Here is a 16123-nt window from a genome sequence, read left to right on the forward strand (position 1 = left end):
GTCTGGCGTTCGTAGGCAAGCCTAACGCCGCCCGGCGACACCGCCCGCGCGACGATGACCTGCGTGGACGAACGCCCCCCGCCCCCCGCACAGGACGTCCACACCCGCCGCGGCGGCGTCGCGGCGGGGCTGGCCGCCTACGGCGTCTGGGGCGCCTTCCCCTTCTACTTCCACGCCCTGCGCGCGGCCGGGGCCGTGGAGCTGCTGGCCTGGCGGGTCGTGTGGTCGCTGGCCGTGTGCCTGCTGCTGGTCACCGGCCTGCGGCGCTGGGGGCGGGTCGCCGCCGTCCTGCGCTCGCGGGCCCAGCGGGGGCTGCTGGCGCTGGCGGCGGTCGCGGTCGCGGTGAACTGGGGCGTCTACGGGCTGGCCGTCGTCACCGGGCACGTCCTGGAGGCCGCGCTGGGGTACTTCGTGAACCCGCTGCTGACGGTGCTGCTCGGCGTGCTCGTGCTGCGCGAGCGGCTGCGGCCGGCGCAGTGGGTGGCGGTCGGGACCGGGCTGGCCGCCGTGGCCGTCATCACCGCCGACCTGGGCCGGCTGCCGTGGATGGCCCTGACGATCGCGGTGTCCTTCGCCGTGTACGGGCTGCTGAAGAACCGGGTCGGGCAGCGCGGCGGGGGTGTCGACCCGCTCACCGGGCTGACCGTGGAGACCCTCGTGCTCGCCGCGCCCGCCGCGCTGGCCCTGACCGCCCTCGGCGGGTCGCTGACCTTCGCGGGCGAGGGACCGCTGCACACCGCGCTGCTGGTCCTGGCCGGGCCGACGACGCTGGTGCCGCTGGTGCTGTTCGCGACGGCCGCGGCCCGGGTGCCGCTGAGCGTCATCGGGATGCTGCAGTACCTCACGCCCGTCCTGCAGTTCTGCGCGGCGCTGGTCCTGGGCGAGACGATGCCCGCCTCGCGCTGGATCGGGTTCGGGCTGGTGTGGCTGGCGCTGGCCGTCCTGACCGCCGACGCGCTGCACCGGCAGCGGCGGGCCCGTCCCTGGGAGCCGGCTGCCAGTCCCCCGTGAGACCACCTCGCGCCCTGTCGCCGCCGTGACCGGCTCAGCAGACTGCTGGGCGTGCTCCCCCCGCTCCTCGCCCGCCGCGCCCGGCGGGCCCGCACCCGCCGCCTGGGCGCCGCCGCCGTCACCGCCCTGGCCGTGGTGGGTCTGGTCTCGGCGCTGACGCCGCCGCTGCGGGAGCGGTTCGGGCCGCTGCTGGAGGTCCTGCCGCTGGGGGTGCCGCTGGTGACGGGGACGGTCCTGGTGCCCGTCTCGGTGGCGCTGCTGCTGCTGGCGCGCGGGCTGCGGCACGGGCAGCGGCTCGCCTGGGCCGTGGCCCTGGCCCTGCTGGGCACCTCCGCGGTGCTGCACCTGCTCAAGGGCATCGACGTGGAGGAGGCCGTCCTCGACGTCGTCCTGCTGGCCTGGCTGGCCGTCAACGCCCGCGCGTTCCCCGTGCTGCCCAGCGCGGCCCGGGCCCGGCGGGCCGGGGCGGTGCTGGGCGTCGGCGCCGTCGTCACCGTCGCCGTCTCCGCCGTGCTCGTGGTGGCCGTGGGCGCCGAGCGGCACCCCGGGGAGGCGACCGCCGTGGTCGTCGAGCGCCTCGTCGGCGACGAGCGGCGGCCGCTGCCGCTGCGCGGGGACGAGCACCACGTCGTGCTGCCGCTGCTGAGCCCGGCGCTGCTGGCCCTGGGCGTGACGCTGGTCGCCGTCCTGGGGTGGACGCTGTCGAGCCCGCACCGGCCGCGGGCCCTGGACCCCCGGCAGCGGCCGGCCGAGCGCGAGCGCGCCCGCGCCGTCGTGGCCCGCTGGGGCGGGGACACCCTGGACCACTTCGCGCTGCGCGACGACAAGGACTTCTTCTTCGTCGCCTTCCCCGAGGGCGAGGGGGTCGTCGCGCACAGCGTCCGCAACGGCGTGTGCCTGGTCTCCCCCGACCCGATCGGGCCGCCGCGACGGCACGGGGCGCTGCTCACCGAGTTCCTCGACCACGTCGAGCGCAACGGCTGGTCGGTCGCCGTCGTGGGCGCGGCGGCGCCGTGGCTGCCCCTGTACGAGGCCGTCGGCCTGCGGCCGGTGTACCTGGGCGACGAGGCGGTCCTGGACTGCTCGACGTTCTCCCTGAAGGGCTCGTCGATGAAGAGCCTGCGCGGGTCGGTGAACCGGGTCGCCAAGGCGGGCGTCCACGTCGAGTTCCACGACGGCCCCACCCTGGCGCCGGAGCTGCGCGCCGAGCTGCTGGCCCTGTCCGGGCAGTCCCGGCAGGGGGAGGCCGAGCGCGGGTACTCCATGACGCTGTCGCGGTTGTTCGACCCGGCCGACACCGGGGTCCTGGTCAGCGTCGCCCGGTCCGCCGACGGCCGGGCGGCCGGGTTCGTCCAGTGGGTGCCCGCCCCGGCGGTGCAGGGCTACTCCCTGGACGTCATGCGCCGCTCCACCGCCCCGGAGGTGCCCAACGGCCTGACCGACGCGCTGATCGTGGCCACCGCGCAGCACCTGGCCGGGCTCGGGGTGCGCGGGCTGGGGCTGAACTTCGCGGTGCTGCGCGAGGTCGTCGCCGGGGTCCGGGAGGGCGCGGTGGCCGACCTGGGCCGCCGCGCGCTGCACGTCCTGTCCCGCAGCGCCCAGATCGAGTCGCTGTGGCGGTTCACCGCGAAGTACGACCCGCAGTGGCGGCCCCGGTACGTCGTGCTGGACTCGGTGGAGTTCGCCGCCGCGCAGGGGCTGACGATCGCCGGCGCGGAGGGCCTCGCCGAGCTGCCCGTCGTGGGGCGGTTCCTGGGCCGGCGCCGGTGACCCGCTGATGGCTCTCGCGCTGGGGGCCGCGGTCCTGGCCGCCGCGGGCTGCGCGGCCGGGTCGGTGCTGCAGGCCCTGGGGGTGCGCGCCGGGTCCGGCGCGGCGGCGCCGGCGCGGTCCCCGCGGTACCTGGCGGGGCTGGGCTGCGACGGGGTGGCGTGGCTGCTCTCGCTCGTGGCGCTGCGGCGGCTGCCGACGTTCGCGGTGCAGTCCCTGCTCGCCGGGTCGCTGGCCCTGACCGTGCTGCTGGCCCGCCTCGCCCTGGGCGCGCGGCTGCGCCGGCGCGACACCGCCGCGGTGCTGCTGCTCGTCGCGGCCCTCGGCGTGGTCGGGGGGTCGGGCACCGGGCAGGCCGGGCCCGCGGTGCCCGCGGTGCCCGCGGTGCCCGCGGCCGTGGAGGTGGCGCTGTGCGCGGCCGCCGCGCTCGTGCTGGCCGCCGCGCTCGTCCCGCACCGCGCCTCCTCCGCCGCGTGCGCGGTCCTGGCCGGGCTGGGGTGCTCCGTGGCGGCGCTGGGGGCGCGCGCGGTGACGCTGCCGCCGCAGTGGCCGCAGTGGTGGCGGATCGCGCTCGAACCCCTCGCGTGGGCCGTCGTCGTCGCCGGCGTCGCCGGGACCCTGGGGTACGCGGCGGCGCTGGCGCGCGGACCGGTGGGCCCGGCCACCGCGCTGCTGTGGTCGGTGGAGGTCGTCGTCCCGGCGGTCGCGGGCGTCGCGCTGCTCGGCGACCGCGTCCGCCCCGGCTGGACGGGGGCGGCGGTCGCGGCGCTCGCCGTCGTCGTGGGCTGCTCGGCGGTGCTGGCCACGTCCCCGGCGCTGCCGGAGACCTGACCCCGGCCCTCACCGCCGGGCCGGGGCCCGCCAGGTCCAGACCTCCAGGACGAGCCACGCCGAGACCGCCAGCACCTGCCAGCGCTGGGCCGCCCCGCCGCCGCCGGTGCCGCCGAGGGCGAACGTGACGGCCTCGTACAGCCCGCAGCCCAGGGCGACGGCGGCCACGGCGACGGCGGGCGGCCGCAGCCACCCGCGGGCCCGCACGGCCAGCTCCACGCCGCCGAGCACCGCCGCGGTCGTCGCGACCACCGACACCCCGTCGTGGACGGCCGCCGCCCCCGACGCCGACGCGGGGCACGGGCCCAGCGAGGGCGCGCAGGTCAGCGGCACGAGCGCCGAGGCGAGGGTCGCGGCCCCGAACGCGGCCAGGCACACCGCGCGGAACCGGGCGCGCGGGGCCACCGCGCGCCAGGCCAGGACCGCGAGGGCGACGCCCAGGACCCCGGCGGTGCCGTCGCCGAGCCGGAACCACGCCGACCCCGGCTGCGAGGGCACCGACAGCTCGCTGATCACCCCGGTGCCGAGGTCGACGCGCGACCCGGTGAGCGGGGCGAGCAGGAAGTTCGCGTTGGTGAGGGCGGCGACCGCGGCCAGGGCCGCGGCGGTGCCCCAGCGCCTCACCGCTGCCCGGCCGCCGGGGCGAGGCCGAGCGCGGCGAGGGCGTCGACGAGGGCCCCGGGACCGCCGACGTTGCCGGGCACGACGACCTGCCGGACCGGGCGGCCGTCGCGCGCGGCCATCCGCCACACCGAGACCCCGGCCGCCACCTGCCCCTCGACGACGGCCTCGAGCGCCCCGATCCCGGTGCGCGCCACCTCCGCCGCCGTGATGCCGCCCTTGCTGACGACGACGTCGACGTCGGGCAGCAGGTCCCGCACGGCCGTCGTGAGCGCCGTCATGACCTTCTCGCCGTGGGCGAGGGTGCCGTGGTCGGTGCTGCGGACGCGCTCGCTGGCCAGGCACGGCACGGCGGTGCCGCGGGCGCGGTCGGCCAGGGCGTGCCCGGCCGCGACCGGGTCGGCGAGGGCGTCCGCGGTGGGCAGGACGTGCGGGGCGCCCCAGGTCCCGGCCAGCTCGGCCAGCTGGGCCCGGGCCCCGTCGGTGTGCGACCCGCAGACCACCAGGACGCGGGGCCCGGTGGGCCCGGTGGGCGCCAGGGGCCGGGGCAGGTACCCGGCGCTGGCGACCCCGGCCAGCTCGGCGGCCAGCGGCGCCGCGCAGCGCACCACCACGCCCCGCCCGGTGGCGCGCACCGCGGCGGCCAGGGCCCGGACGTCGTCGTCGGTGGTGACGTCCGGCACGACGACGGACCCGGCGGGGGCCCCGGCGAGCACCGCCGCGAGCGCGTCCGGGTCGCGCACGACGTCGAGGGGGACGGCGACGGCGCGGCGGCCGGACTTCTCCACGACGTAGTCGGTCAGGGCCGAGCTGGTGAACCCGAACACCGGGTCGGCGGCGTACTCGGTCTCCCCCGCCGGGACGTCGCCGTCGGCGGTCCGCACGAGGTGGACGCCGCCGACGGTGGTGCGGCCCCCCGCGGGGAACGCCGGGACGAACAGGACCACGTCGCCGGCGCCGGTGAACCGGTCGGTCTCGGCGAACACGTGACCGCGCAGGGTGGAGTCCCCGCGCAGCACGAACCGCACCGGCGCCCCGAGGCGGCGGCCGGCCTCCAGGGCGTCCTCGCGCACCGCGCTCACCAGCGCCACGGCGGCGGCCTCGTCCAGGGCGCGGGAGTTCGTCTGGACGTACACGCTGTCCGCGGCGCGCAGCGCCCGTTCGAGCCGGTCGGCGTCGCACTCCAGCAGCACGTGCACCCCCGTCGCGGACTGGGTCCCGGTCGGGTCGTCGTCCAGCACCACCGTCTTCACCCCCGCAGTAGACCAGACCCCTCGTGCGCTCCCGCCGGGTGCGGCACAGTGGGGACCGTGGACCTGCCGGTGAACCCGCCCGTGGACCCGATGCTGGCCACGTCGGCCGGACAGGTCCCGGCGCAGCCCGAGGGCGGACCCGCCTGGCTGTACGAACCCAAGTGGGACGGTTTCCGCTGCGTCGTCTTCCGCGACGGCGACGAGGTGGAACTGGGCTCGCGGAACAACAAGCCCCTCACCCGGTACTTCCCGGAGGTCGTCGAGGCCGTGCGCGCCGAACTGCCGCGCCGGTGCGTCGTCGACGGGGAGCTGTTCGTCGCCCAGCCCGGCGGCGGGCGCCTGGCCTGGGAACTGCTGTCGCAGCGCATCCACCCCGCGGCCAGCCGCGTCGGGAAGCTGGCCGTGGAGACCCCCGCGCAGTTCGTCGCCTTCGACCTGCTGGCCCTGGACGACGAGGACCTCACCGGCCGGACCACGGCGCAGCGCCGGGAACTGCTCGTGACGGCGCTCGCGGGCTGCGGCCCGGTCACCCACGTCACGACCGCGACGCGCGAGGCGGACGTGGCCCGGCAGTGGTTCACCCGGTTCGAGGGCGCCGGGCTGGACGGGGTCGTCGCCAAACCCCTCGACGCGCCGTACCAGCAGGGGGAGCGGGTCATGACGAAGGTGAAGCACCGCCGCACCGCGGACTGCGTCGTCATCGGGTACCGGCTGCACAAGAGCTTCCCCGGGATCGGGTCGATGCTGCTGGGGTTGCGGACCGACACCGGGACGGTGTCCGTGGGGGGCGCCGCCGCCTTCACGAAGGCCCGGCGGGTCGAGCTCTTGGAGCAGCTGGCACCGCTGCGCGCGGGGGACGACGCGGAGGGCGAGAAGAACCGGTGGAACGCCCGCGAGGACACCTCCTGGGTGCCGGTGCGGGAGGAACTCGTCTGCGAGGTCGAGTACGACCAGCTGGAGGGTTCGCGGTTCCGGCACAACCCGCGGTTCCTGCGCTGGCGGCCGGACAAGGAACCCGCCCAGTGCCGGCTGGACCAGCTCGACACCCCCGCCGGGTACGACCTCGCCGACGTCCTGTCGGGGGCCGCGCGATGAGTTCCCGCGCTCCCGCCGAGGAGATCGACGTCGACGGCGTGACCGTCCGGCTCACCTCCCCCGACAAGCCCTACTACCCCGGGCTGGGCGAGGCCGGGCGCAAGCGGGCCGTCGTGGACCACTACCGGCTCGTCGCGCCCGCGCTGCTGGCCGCCGTGCGCGACCGCCCCACCCACCTGCAGCGGTTCCCCGACGGGATCGAGGGCGAGGAGGTGTACCAGAAGCGCGTCCCGCGGTTCGCGCCGGAGTTCGTGGGGACCGTGGACGTCACGTTCCCCTCGGGCCGGTCGGCCACCGCGATCCGCCCGCAGAACACCGCCACGCTCGTGTGGGCCGCCCAGCAGTCGACCCTGACGTTCCACCCGTGGCCGTGCACCGCCCCCGACGTCGACCACCCCGACGAGCTGCGCGTCGACCTGGACCCGCAACCGGGCACCGGTTTCACCCAGGCCCGCACCGTGGCCCGCGACGTCCTGCGGCCCCTGCTGGACGAGCTGGGCCTGGTCGGGCACGTCAAGACCTCCGGCGGCCGCGGCCTCCACGTCTTCGTCTCGATCGAACCCCGCTGGACGTTCACCGAGGTCCGCCGGGCCGGGATCGCGCTGGCCCGCGAGGTGGAGCGCCGCGCCGACGGCCTGGTCACCACCGCGTGGTGGAAGGAGGAGCGCGGCGAGCGGATCTTCGTCGACTACAACCAGAACGCCCGCGACCGGACGATGGCGAGCGCCTACTCGCTGCGCCGCACCGCGCGCGCGACGGTCTCCGCGCCGCTGCGCTGGGAGGAGCTGGCCCACGACCTGGACCCGGACGACTTCACCCTCGCGACGTTCCCGGCCCGGTACGCCGCGGTGGGTGACCTGTGGGCCGGGCGCGGGGAGCGGGCCTGCCCGCTGGAGCCGCTGCTGGCGCTGGCCGACCGCGACGCCGCCGACGGCCTCGGCGACCTGCCCTACCCGCCGAACTACCCGAAGATGCCGGGCGAGCCGAGACGGGTGCAGCCGTCGCGGGCCCGGGAGGGCGGTGGCGCCGGCCCCTCAAGTGCCGGGCCCGGTACGCCGATGGGGTGAGACCGGCGGGTCGCCGGCACCGCCTCCCGGAGGACCTCCATGCCGAGCACCGCCGCCCGCCTCCTCGCCGACCGCAGCGTGCGCACGAAGGTGCTGAGCGCGCTCGCGGCGCTCGGCCTGGTCACCGTCGGGGTGAGCACCACCTCGCTGGTGACGCTGCACGCCGGGGGTGAGCGCGCCGAGGCCCTCTACCGGGACAGCGTGATCGGGGCGACCGCCCTGGGCCGGGTCCACCAGGAGGAGCTGAAGACCCGCATGCTGGTGGCCCAGCACGCCGCGACCCCGGACGCGGAGGGCAAGGCCGAGGTCGCGCAGAAGATCGTGGACAGCGACGCCGAGCTCGACGACTGGGCCGCGCAGTACACCTCCGGCTCCCCGGCCGACGCCGCCGACTGGCAGGCCTTCGCCGACGCGTGGGAGCAGTGGCGCCAGGCGCGCGACCGCGAGCTGCTGCCGCTGTCGCTGGCCGGGGACCAGGCCGGGTGGGCCGCCGCCAACGCCGAGGTCGCGCAGCCGCTGGTGAGCGCGGCCGCCGACGCCCTCGACGCGGCCGAGGCCGCCGAGAACGAGCGCGCCGAGGCCGCCGCCGAGGCCTCCACGACCGGCGCGGCCCGTTCGCGCGACTTCGTCGTCGTGGCCCTGGTGCTGGGCCTGGGGCTGTCCACCGCCCTGGGCCTGGCGGTCGTGCGGTCCATCGTCCGCCCGCTGCGGGCCGTCTCGGCGTCCCTGGAGGCGGTGGCGAACGGCGACCTGACGGTCGGCGCGGACGTCGACTCCCGCGACGAGCTCGGGCAGATGGCCGCGTCCCTGGAGCGGGCCCGCGACAGCGTCCGCAGCACCATCGCCGCCATCGGGCAGTCCTCGGAGTCGCTGCTGCTGGCCTCGGACCAGCTGACCGCTGACAGCGAGCGGATCGGCGGCACCGCCGGGGAGACCGCCTCGGTCGCCGCGTCCGCGGCCGACACCGCGGCCACCGTGTCCGCGAGCGTGCAGACGGTCGCGATGGGCGCCACCGAGATGCAGGCCGCGATCCGCGACATCGCCAACGGGGCCTCGGAGGCGACGGCCGTCGCCGCCCGCGCCGACGAGCTGGCCGGGCGCGCCGGGGAGACCGTCGCGCGCCTGGGCGTCAGCTCCGCCCAGATCGGCGACGTGGTGAAGGCCATCACGGCCATCGCCGAGCAGACGAACCTGCTGGCCCTCAACGCGACCATCGAGGCCGCCCGCGCCGGGGAGGCCGGCAAGGGCTTCGCCGTGGTCGCCGGGGAGGTCAAGGAGCTGTCGGCGCAGACCGCGCGCGCCACGGAGGACATCGCGGCCCGGGTGGGGTCCATCCAGACCGACACGGCCGAGGCGGTGCGGGCCATCGAGAGCATCGCCGAGGTCATCGCCGAGATCGGCAACCACCAGACGACGATCGCCTCGGCGGTCGAGGAGCAGTCGGCCACGACGGCGGAGATGAGCCGCAGCGTCGGCGAGGCCGCCGCGGGGTCGGAGCGGATCGCCGACAGCATCCGCGGGATCACCGGGTCGGCCGCCACGACGGCCGAGGTCGTCGCGGGGTCGCGGACCGCGACCGACGACCTGGTGCGGTTGTCGGGCGAGCTCAGCTTCCTGGTGACCCGCTTCACGGTCTGAGCCCGGCTCAGCCGGTGCGGGGCCGCAGCGCGGTGAGGTGCCCGGGCAGCTCGGCGACGACCTCGTCGAGGCAGCGGGTGAGCGTCCCGGCGCGGCCGGCGCCGCCGATCCAGCGCCGGTAGCCCTCCCGCCAGACGGTGAGGGTGAGACCGGCGGCGAGCGCCGCGTCGTCGGCGGGGACGCCCCGCTCGCGCAGGTACCCCTCCGCCTGGCCCTGCCAGCGCAGCTGCTGGGCGAGGTCCCGGGCGCGCAGCGCGGGGTGGGCGTCGAGGACCTCCTCGCGGGTGCACTTGGCGTCGGGGGCCTTCTCGGCGTGCTCGACGAGGGCGCCGAGGGCGGCGACGAGCCGGGCGAGCGGGGGCAGGTCGGCGGCGCGGTCGGCGGCCTCGACGACGGTGTCGAAGACGTCCTCGTCGGCGGCGAAGAGGGCCTCGTCCTTGTCGCGCACGTGGCGGAAGAACGTGCGGGTGGACATGTCGGCGGCGTCGGCGATGTCGGCGACGGTGGTCGCGTCGTACCCCTTCTCGGCGAACAGCCGCAGGGCGTGCTCGGCCAGCGCGCGGCGGGTCGCGGCGTGCCGGCGTTCACGGGTGCTGGGGCGGTCGGTCACGTCCCCATTCCACCATGCTTGACAACTCGGGCCTTTCTGTCACATCGTGCCATTCCGACACGAATCGACAGGAGATCACCGTGGACCTCACCGGACGGACCGCCCTCGTCACCGGAGCCTCGGGAGGCATCGGCGCGGGCATCGCGACCGCCCTCGCGGCCCGGGGCAGCGACCTCGTGCTCGTGGCCCGCAGCACCGACGCGCTCGAGCAGCTCGCCCGCACCCTGCGCGAGCGGCACGGCCGCGACGCGCTCGTCGTCACCGCCGACCTGTCCGCGCCGGGGGCCGCGGCCGCCGTCGAGCGGGCCGTGCGGGGGCGCGAGGTCGACGTCCTCGTCAACAACGCCGGCTTCGGCCTCGGCGGCAGGCTCACCGACACCGACGACCCGGCCCGCCTCAGCGCCATGGTCACCCTCAACTGCACGACCCTGACCGAGCTCACCGCCCGGTTCCTGCCCGCGATGGTGGCGCGCCGGCGCGGAGCCGTCGTGAACGTCGCCAGCATGGCGGGGTACTTCCCCGCCCCCGGGCTGGCCGCCTACGCCGCCACGAAGGCGTACGTCCTGTCCCTGACCGAGGCCCTGTGGGCCGAGACCCGCGGCACCGGGGTGCGGGTCGCGGCCCTGTCGCCCACGGTCACCGACACCGGGTTCTTCGACGTCGCGGGCGAGGCCACCGGCGCCGGGATGCGCCGGCGCACCGTCGACCAGGTCGTCGCGACGTTCCTCGACACCCTGGACGCCGACCGGCCCGTCGTCGTGGACGGCCGGGTCAACGAGGTGCTCGCGGCGCTGGCCCGGCGGGTCCCCCGCCGCCCGCTGCTGCGGCTGGTGGGGCCCCGGTTCGCCGACCGGGTCTCCGGCTGACCCGGGAGGGACGGTCAGGCGACGCGGTCGGCGACGGTCGCCGCGTACGTCTCCAGCGCCTCGCGGGCGGGCGAGGCGGGCAGGTGCGCCAGGTGCGTGGACGCCCGGCGCGCCCACTCGCGGGCCGTGGCCCGGGCGGCGTCGGTGGCCGGGTGGGCGCGCAGGGCCGCGACGGCGCGGGCGAGCACGTCGTCGTCGCCCAGGGCGCCGGAGTCGAGCAGGTCCACGACCGCGCGCGCGTCCGCGTCGCCCCCGGCGGCGGCCCGCCGGACCAGCAGCACCGGCAGGGTGGGCACCCCCTCGCGCAGGTCGGTGCCGGGGCGCTTGCCGGACTCGCCGGTCTCGCTGGTCAGGTCGAGCACGTCGTCGGCGAGCTGGAACGCGACGCCGACGTCCTCGCCGTAGCGGACCATGGCCTGCACGACGTCCTCGGACCCGCCCGCGAACATCGCCCCGAACCGGCCGGCGGTCGCGATGAGCGAGGCCGTCTTGTCGGACAGGACGTCGAGGTAGTGCTCCACGGCGTCCTCGTCCGGGCGCGGCCCGACGGTCTCGTGCAGCTGCCCCAGGCACAGCCGCTCGAACGTCCGGGCCTGCAGCCGCACCGCGGCCGGGCCCAGGTCGGCGACGACGTTGGAGGCGCGGGCGAACAGCAGGTCACCGGTGAGGATGGCGACGTTGTTGCCCCAGACGTGCTGCGCCGCAGGGGCTCCGCGCCGGGTGGGGGCGGAGTCCATGACGTCGTCGTGGTAGAGCGAGGCCAGGTGGGTGAGCTCGCAGACGACGGCCGCGGCCAGGACCTCGGACGGCACCGGGGCACCGGGGTTCGCCAGGTGCGCCCCCAGGAGGGTCAGCATGGGCCGCACCCGCTTCCCGCCGGCCTCCACGAGGTGCCGGGAGGTGGTGTCGGCGAGCGGGTCGGTGTTCGCGACGGCCGCGCGCAGCCGCTCCTCCACCACGTCGAGGCCGTCGCGCAGGGCGTCCTCGAGGGCGGGGTCGGTGGTCGGCAGGCCCCGGGTCGTGCCGGGGACGTTCACGGACGTGTTCACGAGGCAGGGGCCAATCGCTTCAGCGCCACGACCACGCGGTCCGTGGCGTCCTTCGACGTCGGGTCGGCCAGGTTGGCCAGCAGCTTCACGACCAGCTTCATCAGCCCCGGCCGCGGCAGGCCGAAGCGGGTCGCCACCCGCATGACCTCGGGGTGGCCGATGAGGGACACGAACACGCGACCCAGGGTGTAGTACCCGCCCAGGTCCGCGCGAACCGCCGCGGGGTAGGACAGCAGCGCCCGCTCGCGGGCCCGCTCGTCACCGGCGCGCAGGGCGTCGTCGACGGCGTGCGCGGCCAGCCGCGCGGACTGCATGGCGTAGGCGATGCCCTCGCCGTTGAACGGGTTCACCATGCCGCCGGCGTCGCCGAGCAGGACGAGCCCGCGGGTGTAGTGCGGGGTGCGGTTGAAGGCCATCGGCAGCGCGGCCCCGCGGATCGGGCCGACCTGGTCCTCCTCGCGGAAGCGCCACTCCGGCGGCATCGCGGCCGTCCAGCGGCGCAGCAGCTGCCGGTAGTCCAGGTCGCCGGACCCGGGGTCCAGGACCCCGAGACCGACGTTGGAGGTGCCGTCGCCGACGCCGAAGACCCAGCCGTAGCCAGGCAGCAGGGGGCCGGTGGAGCTGTCGCCCTCGCGCAGCTCCATCCAGGCCTCCATCCAGTCGTCGTCGTGGCGGGGGCTGGTGAAGTAGGTGCGGACGGCGATCCCCAGGGGGCGGTCGTCGCGCTTGGCCAGGCCCAGCGACAGGGCCAGCCGGCCGCCGACGCCGTCGGCGGCGACGACGACGGGGGCGCGGTAGGTGCGCTCCTCGCCGGCCTTGCGGCCGGACTCGTCGACCGGGCGGGCGGTGACGCCGACGACGTGCCCGGTGCGCTCGTCGAGGACGGGGCCGGTGACGCTGGTGCGCTCCTGGACGGTGGCGCCGCCGTCGCGGGCGTGCTCGGCGAGGGTCTGGTCGAACCGGCGGCGGGTCTGGACGAGGCCGTGGCCGGGGTAGTCGGAGATCTCCGGCCACGGCACCTGGAGGCGGACGCCGCCGCCGAGCAGGCGCAGGCCGCGGTTGCGGCGCCAGCCGTCGCGCTCGGGGGTCTTGACGCCGAGCTGGTCGAGCTCGTGCACCGCGCGCGGGGTCAGGCCGTCGCCGCAGACCTTCTCGCGGGGGAAGGCGGACTTCTCCAGCACCAGGACGCGCCGGCCGGCGTCGGCGAGGTGCCGGGCCAGGGTCGTCCCGGCCGGGCCCGCCCCGACGACGAGGACGTCCGCGTCAGGCGTGTCCATCTGTCCCCCGCTCCTGAGTCCTGCTCGTGAAAACTTTCACGAAGTCTAGTCGCCGGCGCTCAGTCGTGCGCACGGACGGCCCGGTGCATGGCCACCACCCCGAAGGACAGGTCGCGCCAGGCCACCCGCTCCCACCCGGCGGCCGCGATCCGCTCCGCCAGCCCCGCCTGGTCCGGCCAGGCGTCGATCGAGTCGACGAGGTAGTCGTACGCCTCCCCGTGCGAGCTGACGAGCTTGGCCACCCGCGGCAGCCCGTGGTGCAGGTACGCGGTGTACGCCTTGCGCAGCAACGGGTTCGGGATGGTCGAGAACTCGCACACCACGAGCCGTCCCCCCGGGCGCACGACCCGGGCCATCTCCCGCAGCCCCAGGTCGGGGTCCACCACGTTGCGCAGCCCGAAGGAGATCGTGGCCGCGTCGAAGACGCCGTCGGCGAACGGCAGCCGCGTCGCGTCCCCCACCACGAACCCCAGGTCGGGGCGGCGGCGCTTGCCCGCCCGGACCATCCCCGGGGAGAAGTCGCACGGGACGGTCAGGACCCCGCGGTCGGCGAACGGCTCGCTGGAGCGGCCCGTCCCCGCGGCCAGGTCCAGGACCCGCTCCCCCGGCCGCGCGTCGACGGCCCGCAGCACCGCCCGCCGCCACAGCCGGTCCTGCCCGGCGGAGAGGATGTCGTTGGTGCGGTCGTACCTCTGCGCCACGTCGTCGAACATCCCGGCGACCTGCGCCGGGCGCTTGGTGAGGTCGGCCAGTTCGCGTCGGGCCTGGACGTCGGAGGTACCCACCCGTCCAGTCTCGCAGCCGCGCGCGGGCCCCACCCTCCAGCCGACCGCCCCGGCACGGTGATCCCCGCCACCCCGCCCCGGCGCCGCCGGCTCAGGCGTCCAGGACCGCCGCCCGCACCGCCGCGGCGACGCGCTCCAGCCGCGGCCGGACCGCGGCCCGGTCGGTGACCAGCTCCACGACCCGCACCCCGCGCGGGCGCTCGGCGAGCGCCGCCGCGGCCTGCGCCCGGGTCGCCGGCCGCGCGTGCGGCACCCCGTAGGCCGCGCACAGCGCCGCGACGTCCACCCCGTGCGGGGTCGCCACCACCCGCTCGAACGTGGAGCGCGGCACCGCGGCGGCGTGCTCCAGCGTCTCGAAGATCCCGCCGCCGTCGTCGTTGACCAGCACGACCGTCAGGTCCGGGCGCGTCTCGGCGGGCACCGGCAGCAGCGCGTTGATGTCGTGCAGGAAGGCCAGGTCGCCCACGAGCAGGCGGGTCGGGCCCAGCCCCAGCGCGACGCCCTCGGCGGTCGCGAGCGTCCCGTCGATCCCGGCCAGGCCGCGGTTGGACACGGTCCGCACCCCCAGCGGCCGGGCGGCGAGGTCGACGTCGCGCACCGGGTTGCTGGCGGCGACGACGAGGGCGGACCCGTCGGCCGCGCAGGCTTGCACGACCTCGCGGGCCGCCCACGGCCCGGACAGGTCCGCGGCCTCGTCGAGCACCGCGTCGACGGCCTCCACGGCGAGCTTGGCGGCGCGGTCCCAGCGCCCGGCGAAGTCCTGCTCGGCGGCACCGGCCGGTCCCTCGACGGTGACGGCGGGCAGCACCCGCGCGGCGCGGAACCCGGCGTCGGGCCACGTCCCGGCGGGGCTGACGACGACGAGCTCGACGTCGTCGCGGGCCAGCAGCCGGGTCACCGGCCGCGACAGCGTCGGGTGCCCGAACAGGACGACCCGCTCCACCGCGCCCAGCGGCCCGGCCTCGTCGGAGGCGTCGAGCAGCAGCCGGTACGGGCCGACGGCGCGCTCGCCGCCGCGGGCCCCGGAGCTGGGCTCGGCCAGCAGCGGCCAGCCGGCGGACTCGGCCAGCTCCCGGGCCGCCGCCCCGGTCGCCGGGTCGGGCGCGTCACCGGCCAGCACCAGGGTGCGCGGCCCGCGCGGCAGCGCGACCGGTCGCGGCGCGGCGGTCCCGGCGACCTCGGTGAGCCCGGTCGCCGAGGCGGGCAGGTCCCCCGGCGAGGGGGTCAGCGGGTCGGCGAACCCGACGTCGAGGTGCACCGGGCCGGGCCCGTCACCGCGCAGGCCGCGGGCCGCGGCGACCGCGCGGGACACCACCGACCGCCACGCCGGGGCCTGGGCGCGGGCGTCGACGGGGGCGGGCAGGTCGGCGCTGTAGCGCACCGACGGCAGGAACATGCGGGCCTGCGCGTCGGCGGTCTGGCTGGCGCCGGACCCGCGCAGCTCGTGCGGGCGGTCGGCCGAGAGCACCACGAGCGGGACCCCGGCGTGGTGGGCCTCCAGGACGGCGGGGTGCAGGTTCGCGACGGCGGTGCCGCTGGTCGTGACGACGGCGACCAGTTCACCCGCCCGGGCCAGCCCGAGGGCCAGGAACCCGGCGCTGCGCTCGTCGACGCGCACGTGCAGCCGCAGCCGGCCCTCGTCGGCGGCGCGGGCGGCCGCGTAGGCCAGCGGCGCGCTGCGCGAGCCGGGGCTGAGCACGAGGTGTCGCAGGCCGAGCCGGACGAAGGCGTCGACGAGGACCGTCGCGAGGGCGGTCGAGGGGTTCACCCCTCCATGGTGCGCCCGCCCGGGTGTGGCAACCTGCCGCGGGTGACGCAGCCGACACCCCCGCTGGAGGAGATCCTCGCCTCCTTCACCCCCGGGACCCTCATCGACCGCATGGGCATCGAGTTCGTCGAGCTGAGCGCGCAGCGCGCCGTCGCGACGATGCCGGTGGAGGGCAACACGCAGGTGGCGGGGTTCCTGCACGGCGGGGCCAGCTGCGTGCTGGCCGAGACGCTGGGCTCGGTCGCGGCGTACCTGCACGTGTGGCCGGGCGGGCTGGCGCTGGGCACCGACATCAACGCCACGCACCACCGGTCGGTGCGCTCGGGGCGGGTGACGGGGGTGGCGACGGCGATCTCGCTGGGGCGGACCCTCACGAGCCACGAGGTGGTCATCTCCGACGAGGAGGGCCGCCGGCTGTGCACGGCGCGCATCACGAACTCCGTGCGCGCGGCGGGCGCCTGACCCCCGCCCGCTCCCCGGCCCG

General features: G+C 77.2%; 15 protein-coding genes. 8 read left to right on the forward strand and 7 right to left on the reverse strand.

Annotated features, from left to right (window positions below; all coding sequences use genetic code 11):
- Positions 1–54 precede the first annotated feature (54 nt).
- From rarD to ACRYM6_RS05225, 3 genes are read left to right on the forward strand one after another with little or no spacing between them, the layout of a single operon-like run.
- Entirely contained in the window at positions 55–1011 is a 957-nt protein-coding gene (gene rarD, locus ACRYM6_RS05215; protein ID WP_432541643.1) for an EamA family transporter RarD, read from the forward strand.
- Between the two features lie 51 nt (positions 1012–1062).
- Entirely contained in the window at positions 1063–2781 is a 1719-nt protein-coding gene (locus tag ACRYM6_RS05220; RefSeq protein ID WP_432541644.1) for a bifunctional lysylphosphatidylglycerol flippase/synthetase MprF, read from the forward strand.
- 7 nt (positions 2782–2788) lie between these two features.
- Positions 2789–3610, forward strand: a complete 822-nt coding sequence (locus ACRYM6_RS05225) for a hypothetical protein (RefSeq protein ID WP_432541646.1) — start codon at positions 2789–2791, stop codon at positions 3608–3610.
- A 9-nt stretch (positions 3611–3619) separates the two neighbouring features.
- Here the strand turns inward: ACRYM6_RS05225 and ACRYM6_RS05230 are convergent, their stop codons facing one another.
- Both ACRYM6_RS05230 and ACRYM6_RS05235 read right to left on the reverse strand, forming a co-directional pair.
- Positions 3620–4234, reverse strand: coding sequence for a DUF998 domain-containing protein (locus ACRYM6_RS05230; RefSeq protein ID WP_432541647.1), 615 nt, complete (start codon positions 4232–4234; stop codon positions 3620–3622).
- A complete protein-coding gene (locus ACRYM6_RS05235) occupies positions 4231–5484 on the reverse strand; it encodes a four-carbon acid sugar kinase family protein (RefSeq protein WP_432541649.1) in 1254 nt (417 codons plus the stop codon). Before ACRYM6_RS05235 ends, ACRYM6_RS05230 begins: the two co-directional genes overlap by 4 nt.
- A 57-nt stretch (positions 5485–5541) precedes the next feature.
- Between ACRYM6_RS05235 and ACRYM6_RS05240 the strand changes: the two genes are divergently transcribed.
- Genes ACRYM6_RS05240 through ACRYM6_RS05250 form a run of 3 tightly spaced genes read left to right on the forward strand, consistent with a single transcriptional unit; the run spans position 5542 to position 9284 of the window.
- Positions 5542–6579: an ATP-dependent DNA ligase gene (locus ACRYM6_RS05240; RefSeq protein ID WP_432541650.1), complete on the forward strand. Its 1038-nt coding sequence runs from the start codon at positions 5542–5544 to the stop codon at positions 6577–6579.
- The gene (locus tag ACRYM6_RS05245; protein ID WP_432541651.1) at positions 6576–7646 is read left to right on the forward strand and encodes a DNA polymerase domain-containing protein; all 1071 of its coding nucleotides are present in this window, start codon (positions 6576–6578) and stop codon (positions 7644–7646) included. The genes ACRYM6_RS05240 and ACRYM6_RS05245 overlap by 4 nt, the downstream gene beginning before the upstream one ends.
- 39 nt (positions 7647–7685) lie before the next feature.
- Positions 7686–9284 carry a methyl-accepting chemotaxis protein gene (locus tag ACRYM6_RS05250; RefSeq protein WP_432541652.1) on the forward strand — a complete coding sequence of 533 codons (1599 nt, stop codon included), beginning with the start codon at positions 7686–7688 and terminating at the stop codon, positions 9282–9284.
- A gap of 7 nt (positions 9285–9291) precedes the next feature.
- Here ACRYM6_RS05250 and ACRYM6_RS05255 read toward each other — a convergent pair whose 3' ends face one another.
- The gene (locus ACRYM6_RS05255) at positions 9292–9894 is read right to left on the reverse strand and encodes a TetR/AcrR family transcriptional regulator (protein WP_432541653.1); all 603 of its coding nucleotides are present in this window, start codon (positions 9892–9894) and stop codon (positions 9292–9294) included.
- Between the two features lie 80 nt (positions 9895–9974).
- On the opposite strand from ACRYM6_RS05255, the gene ACRYM6_RS05260 reads away from it, so the two are divergent.
- The gene (locus ACRYM6_RS05260) at positions 9975–10760 is read left to right on the forward strand and encodes an SDR family NAD(P)-dependent oxidoreductase (RefSeq protein ID WP_432541654.1); all 786 of its coding nucleotides are present in this window, start codon (positions 9975–9977) and stop codon (positions 10758–10760) included.
- Between the two features lie 14 nt (positions 10761–10774).
- Here the strand turns inward: ACRYM6_RS05260 and ACRYM6_RS05265 are convergent, their stop codons facing one another.
- The 4 genes from ACRYM6_RS05265 to menD form a co-directional block, all read right to left on the reverse strand.
- Entirely contained in the window at positions 10775–11809 is a 1035-nt protein-coding gene (locus ACRYM6_RS05265) for a polyprenyl synthetase family protein (RefSeq protein ID WP_432541655.1), read from the reverse strand.
- Positions 11806–13086: a geranylgeranyl reductase family protein gene (locus ACRYM6_RS05270; RefSeq protein ID WP_432541656.1), complete on the reverse strand. Its 1281-nt coding sequence runs from the start codon at positions 13084–13086 to the stop codon at positions 11806–11808. Before ACRYM6_RS05270 ends, ACRYM6_RS05265 begins: the two co-directional genes overlap by 4 nt.
- Positions 13087–13145: 59 nt before the next feature.
- A complete protein-coding gene (locus ACRYM6_RS05275) occupies positions 13146–13871 on the reverse strand; it encodes a demethylmenaquinone methyltransferase (RefSeq protein ID WP_432541657.1) in 726 nt (241 codons plus the stop codon).
- Between the two features lie 91 nt (positions 13872–13962).
- A complete protein-coding gene (menD, locus tag ACRYM6_RS05280; protein ID WP_432541658.1) occupies positions 13963–15639 on the reverse strand; it encodes a 2-succinyl-5-enolpyruvyl-6-hydroxy-3-cyclohexene-1-carboxylic-acid synthase in 1677 nt (558 codons plus the stop codon).
- Positions 15640–15672: 33 nt separating this feature from the next.
- Here menD and ACRYM6_RS05285 point away from each other — a divergent pair, with 33 nt between their 5' ends.
- Complete coding sequence (locus ACRYM6_RS05285; protein ID WP_432541796.1) at positions 15673–16101, forward strand: hotdog fold thioesterase; 429 nt, start codon at positions 15673–15675, stop codon at positions 16099–16101.
- Positions 16102–16123: the final 22 nt, after the last annotated feature.

The sequence above is a fragment of the Kineococcus rugosus genome (assembly GCF_050871975.1).
In the GTDB taxonomy this organism is placed as follows: domain Bacteria; phylum Actinomycetota; class Actinomycetes; order Actinomycetales; family Kineococcaceae; genus Kineococcus.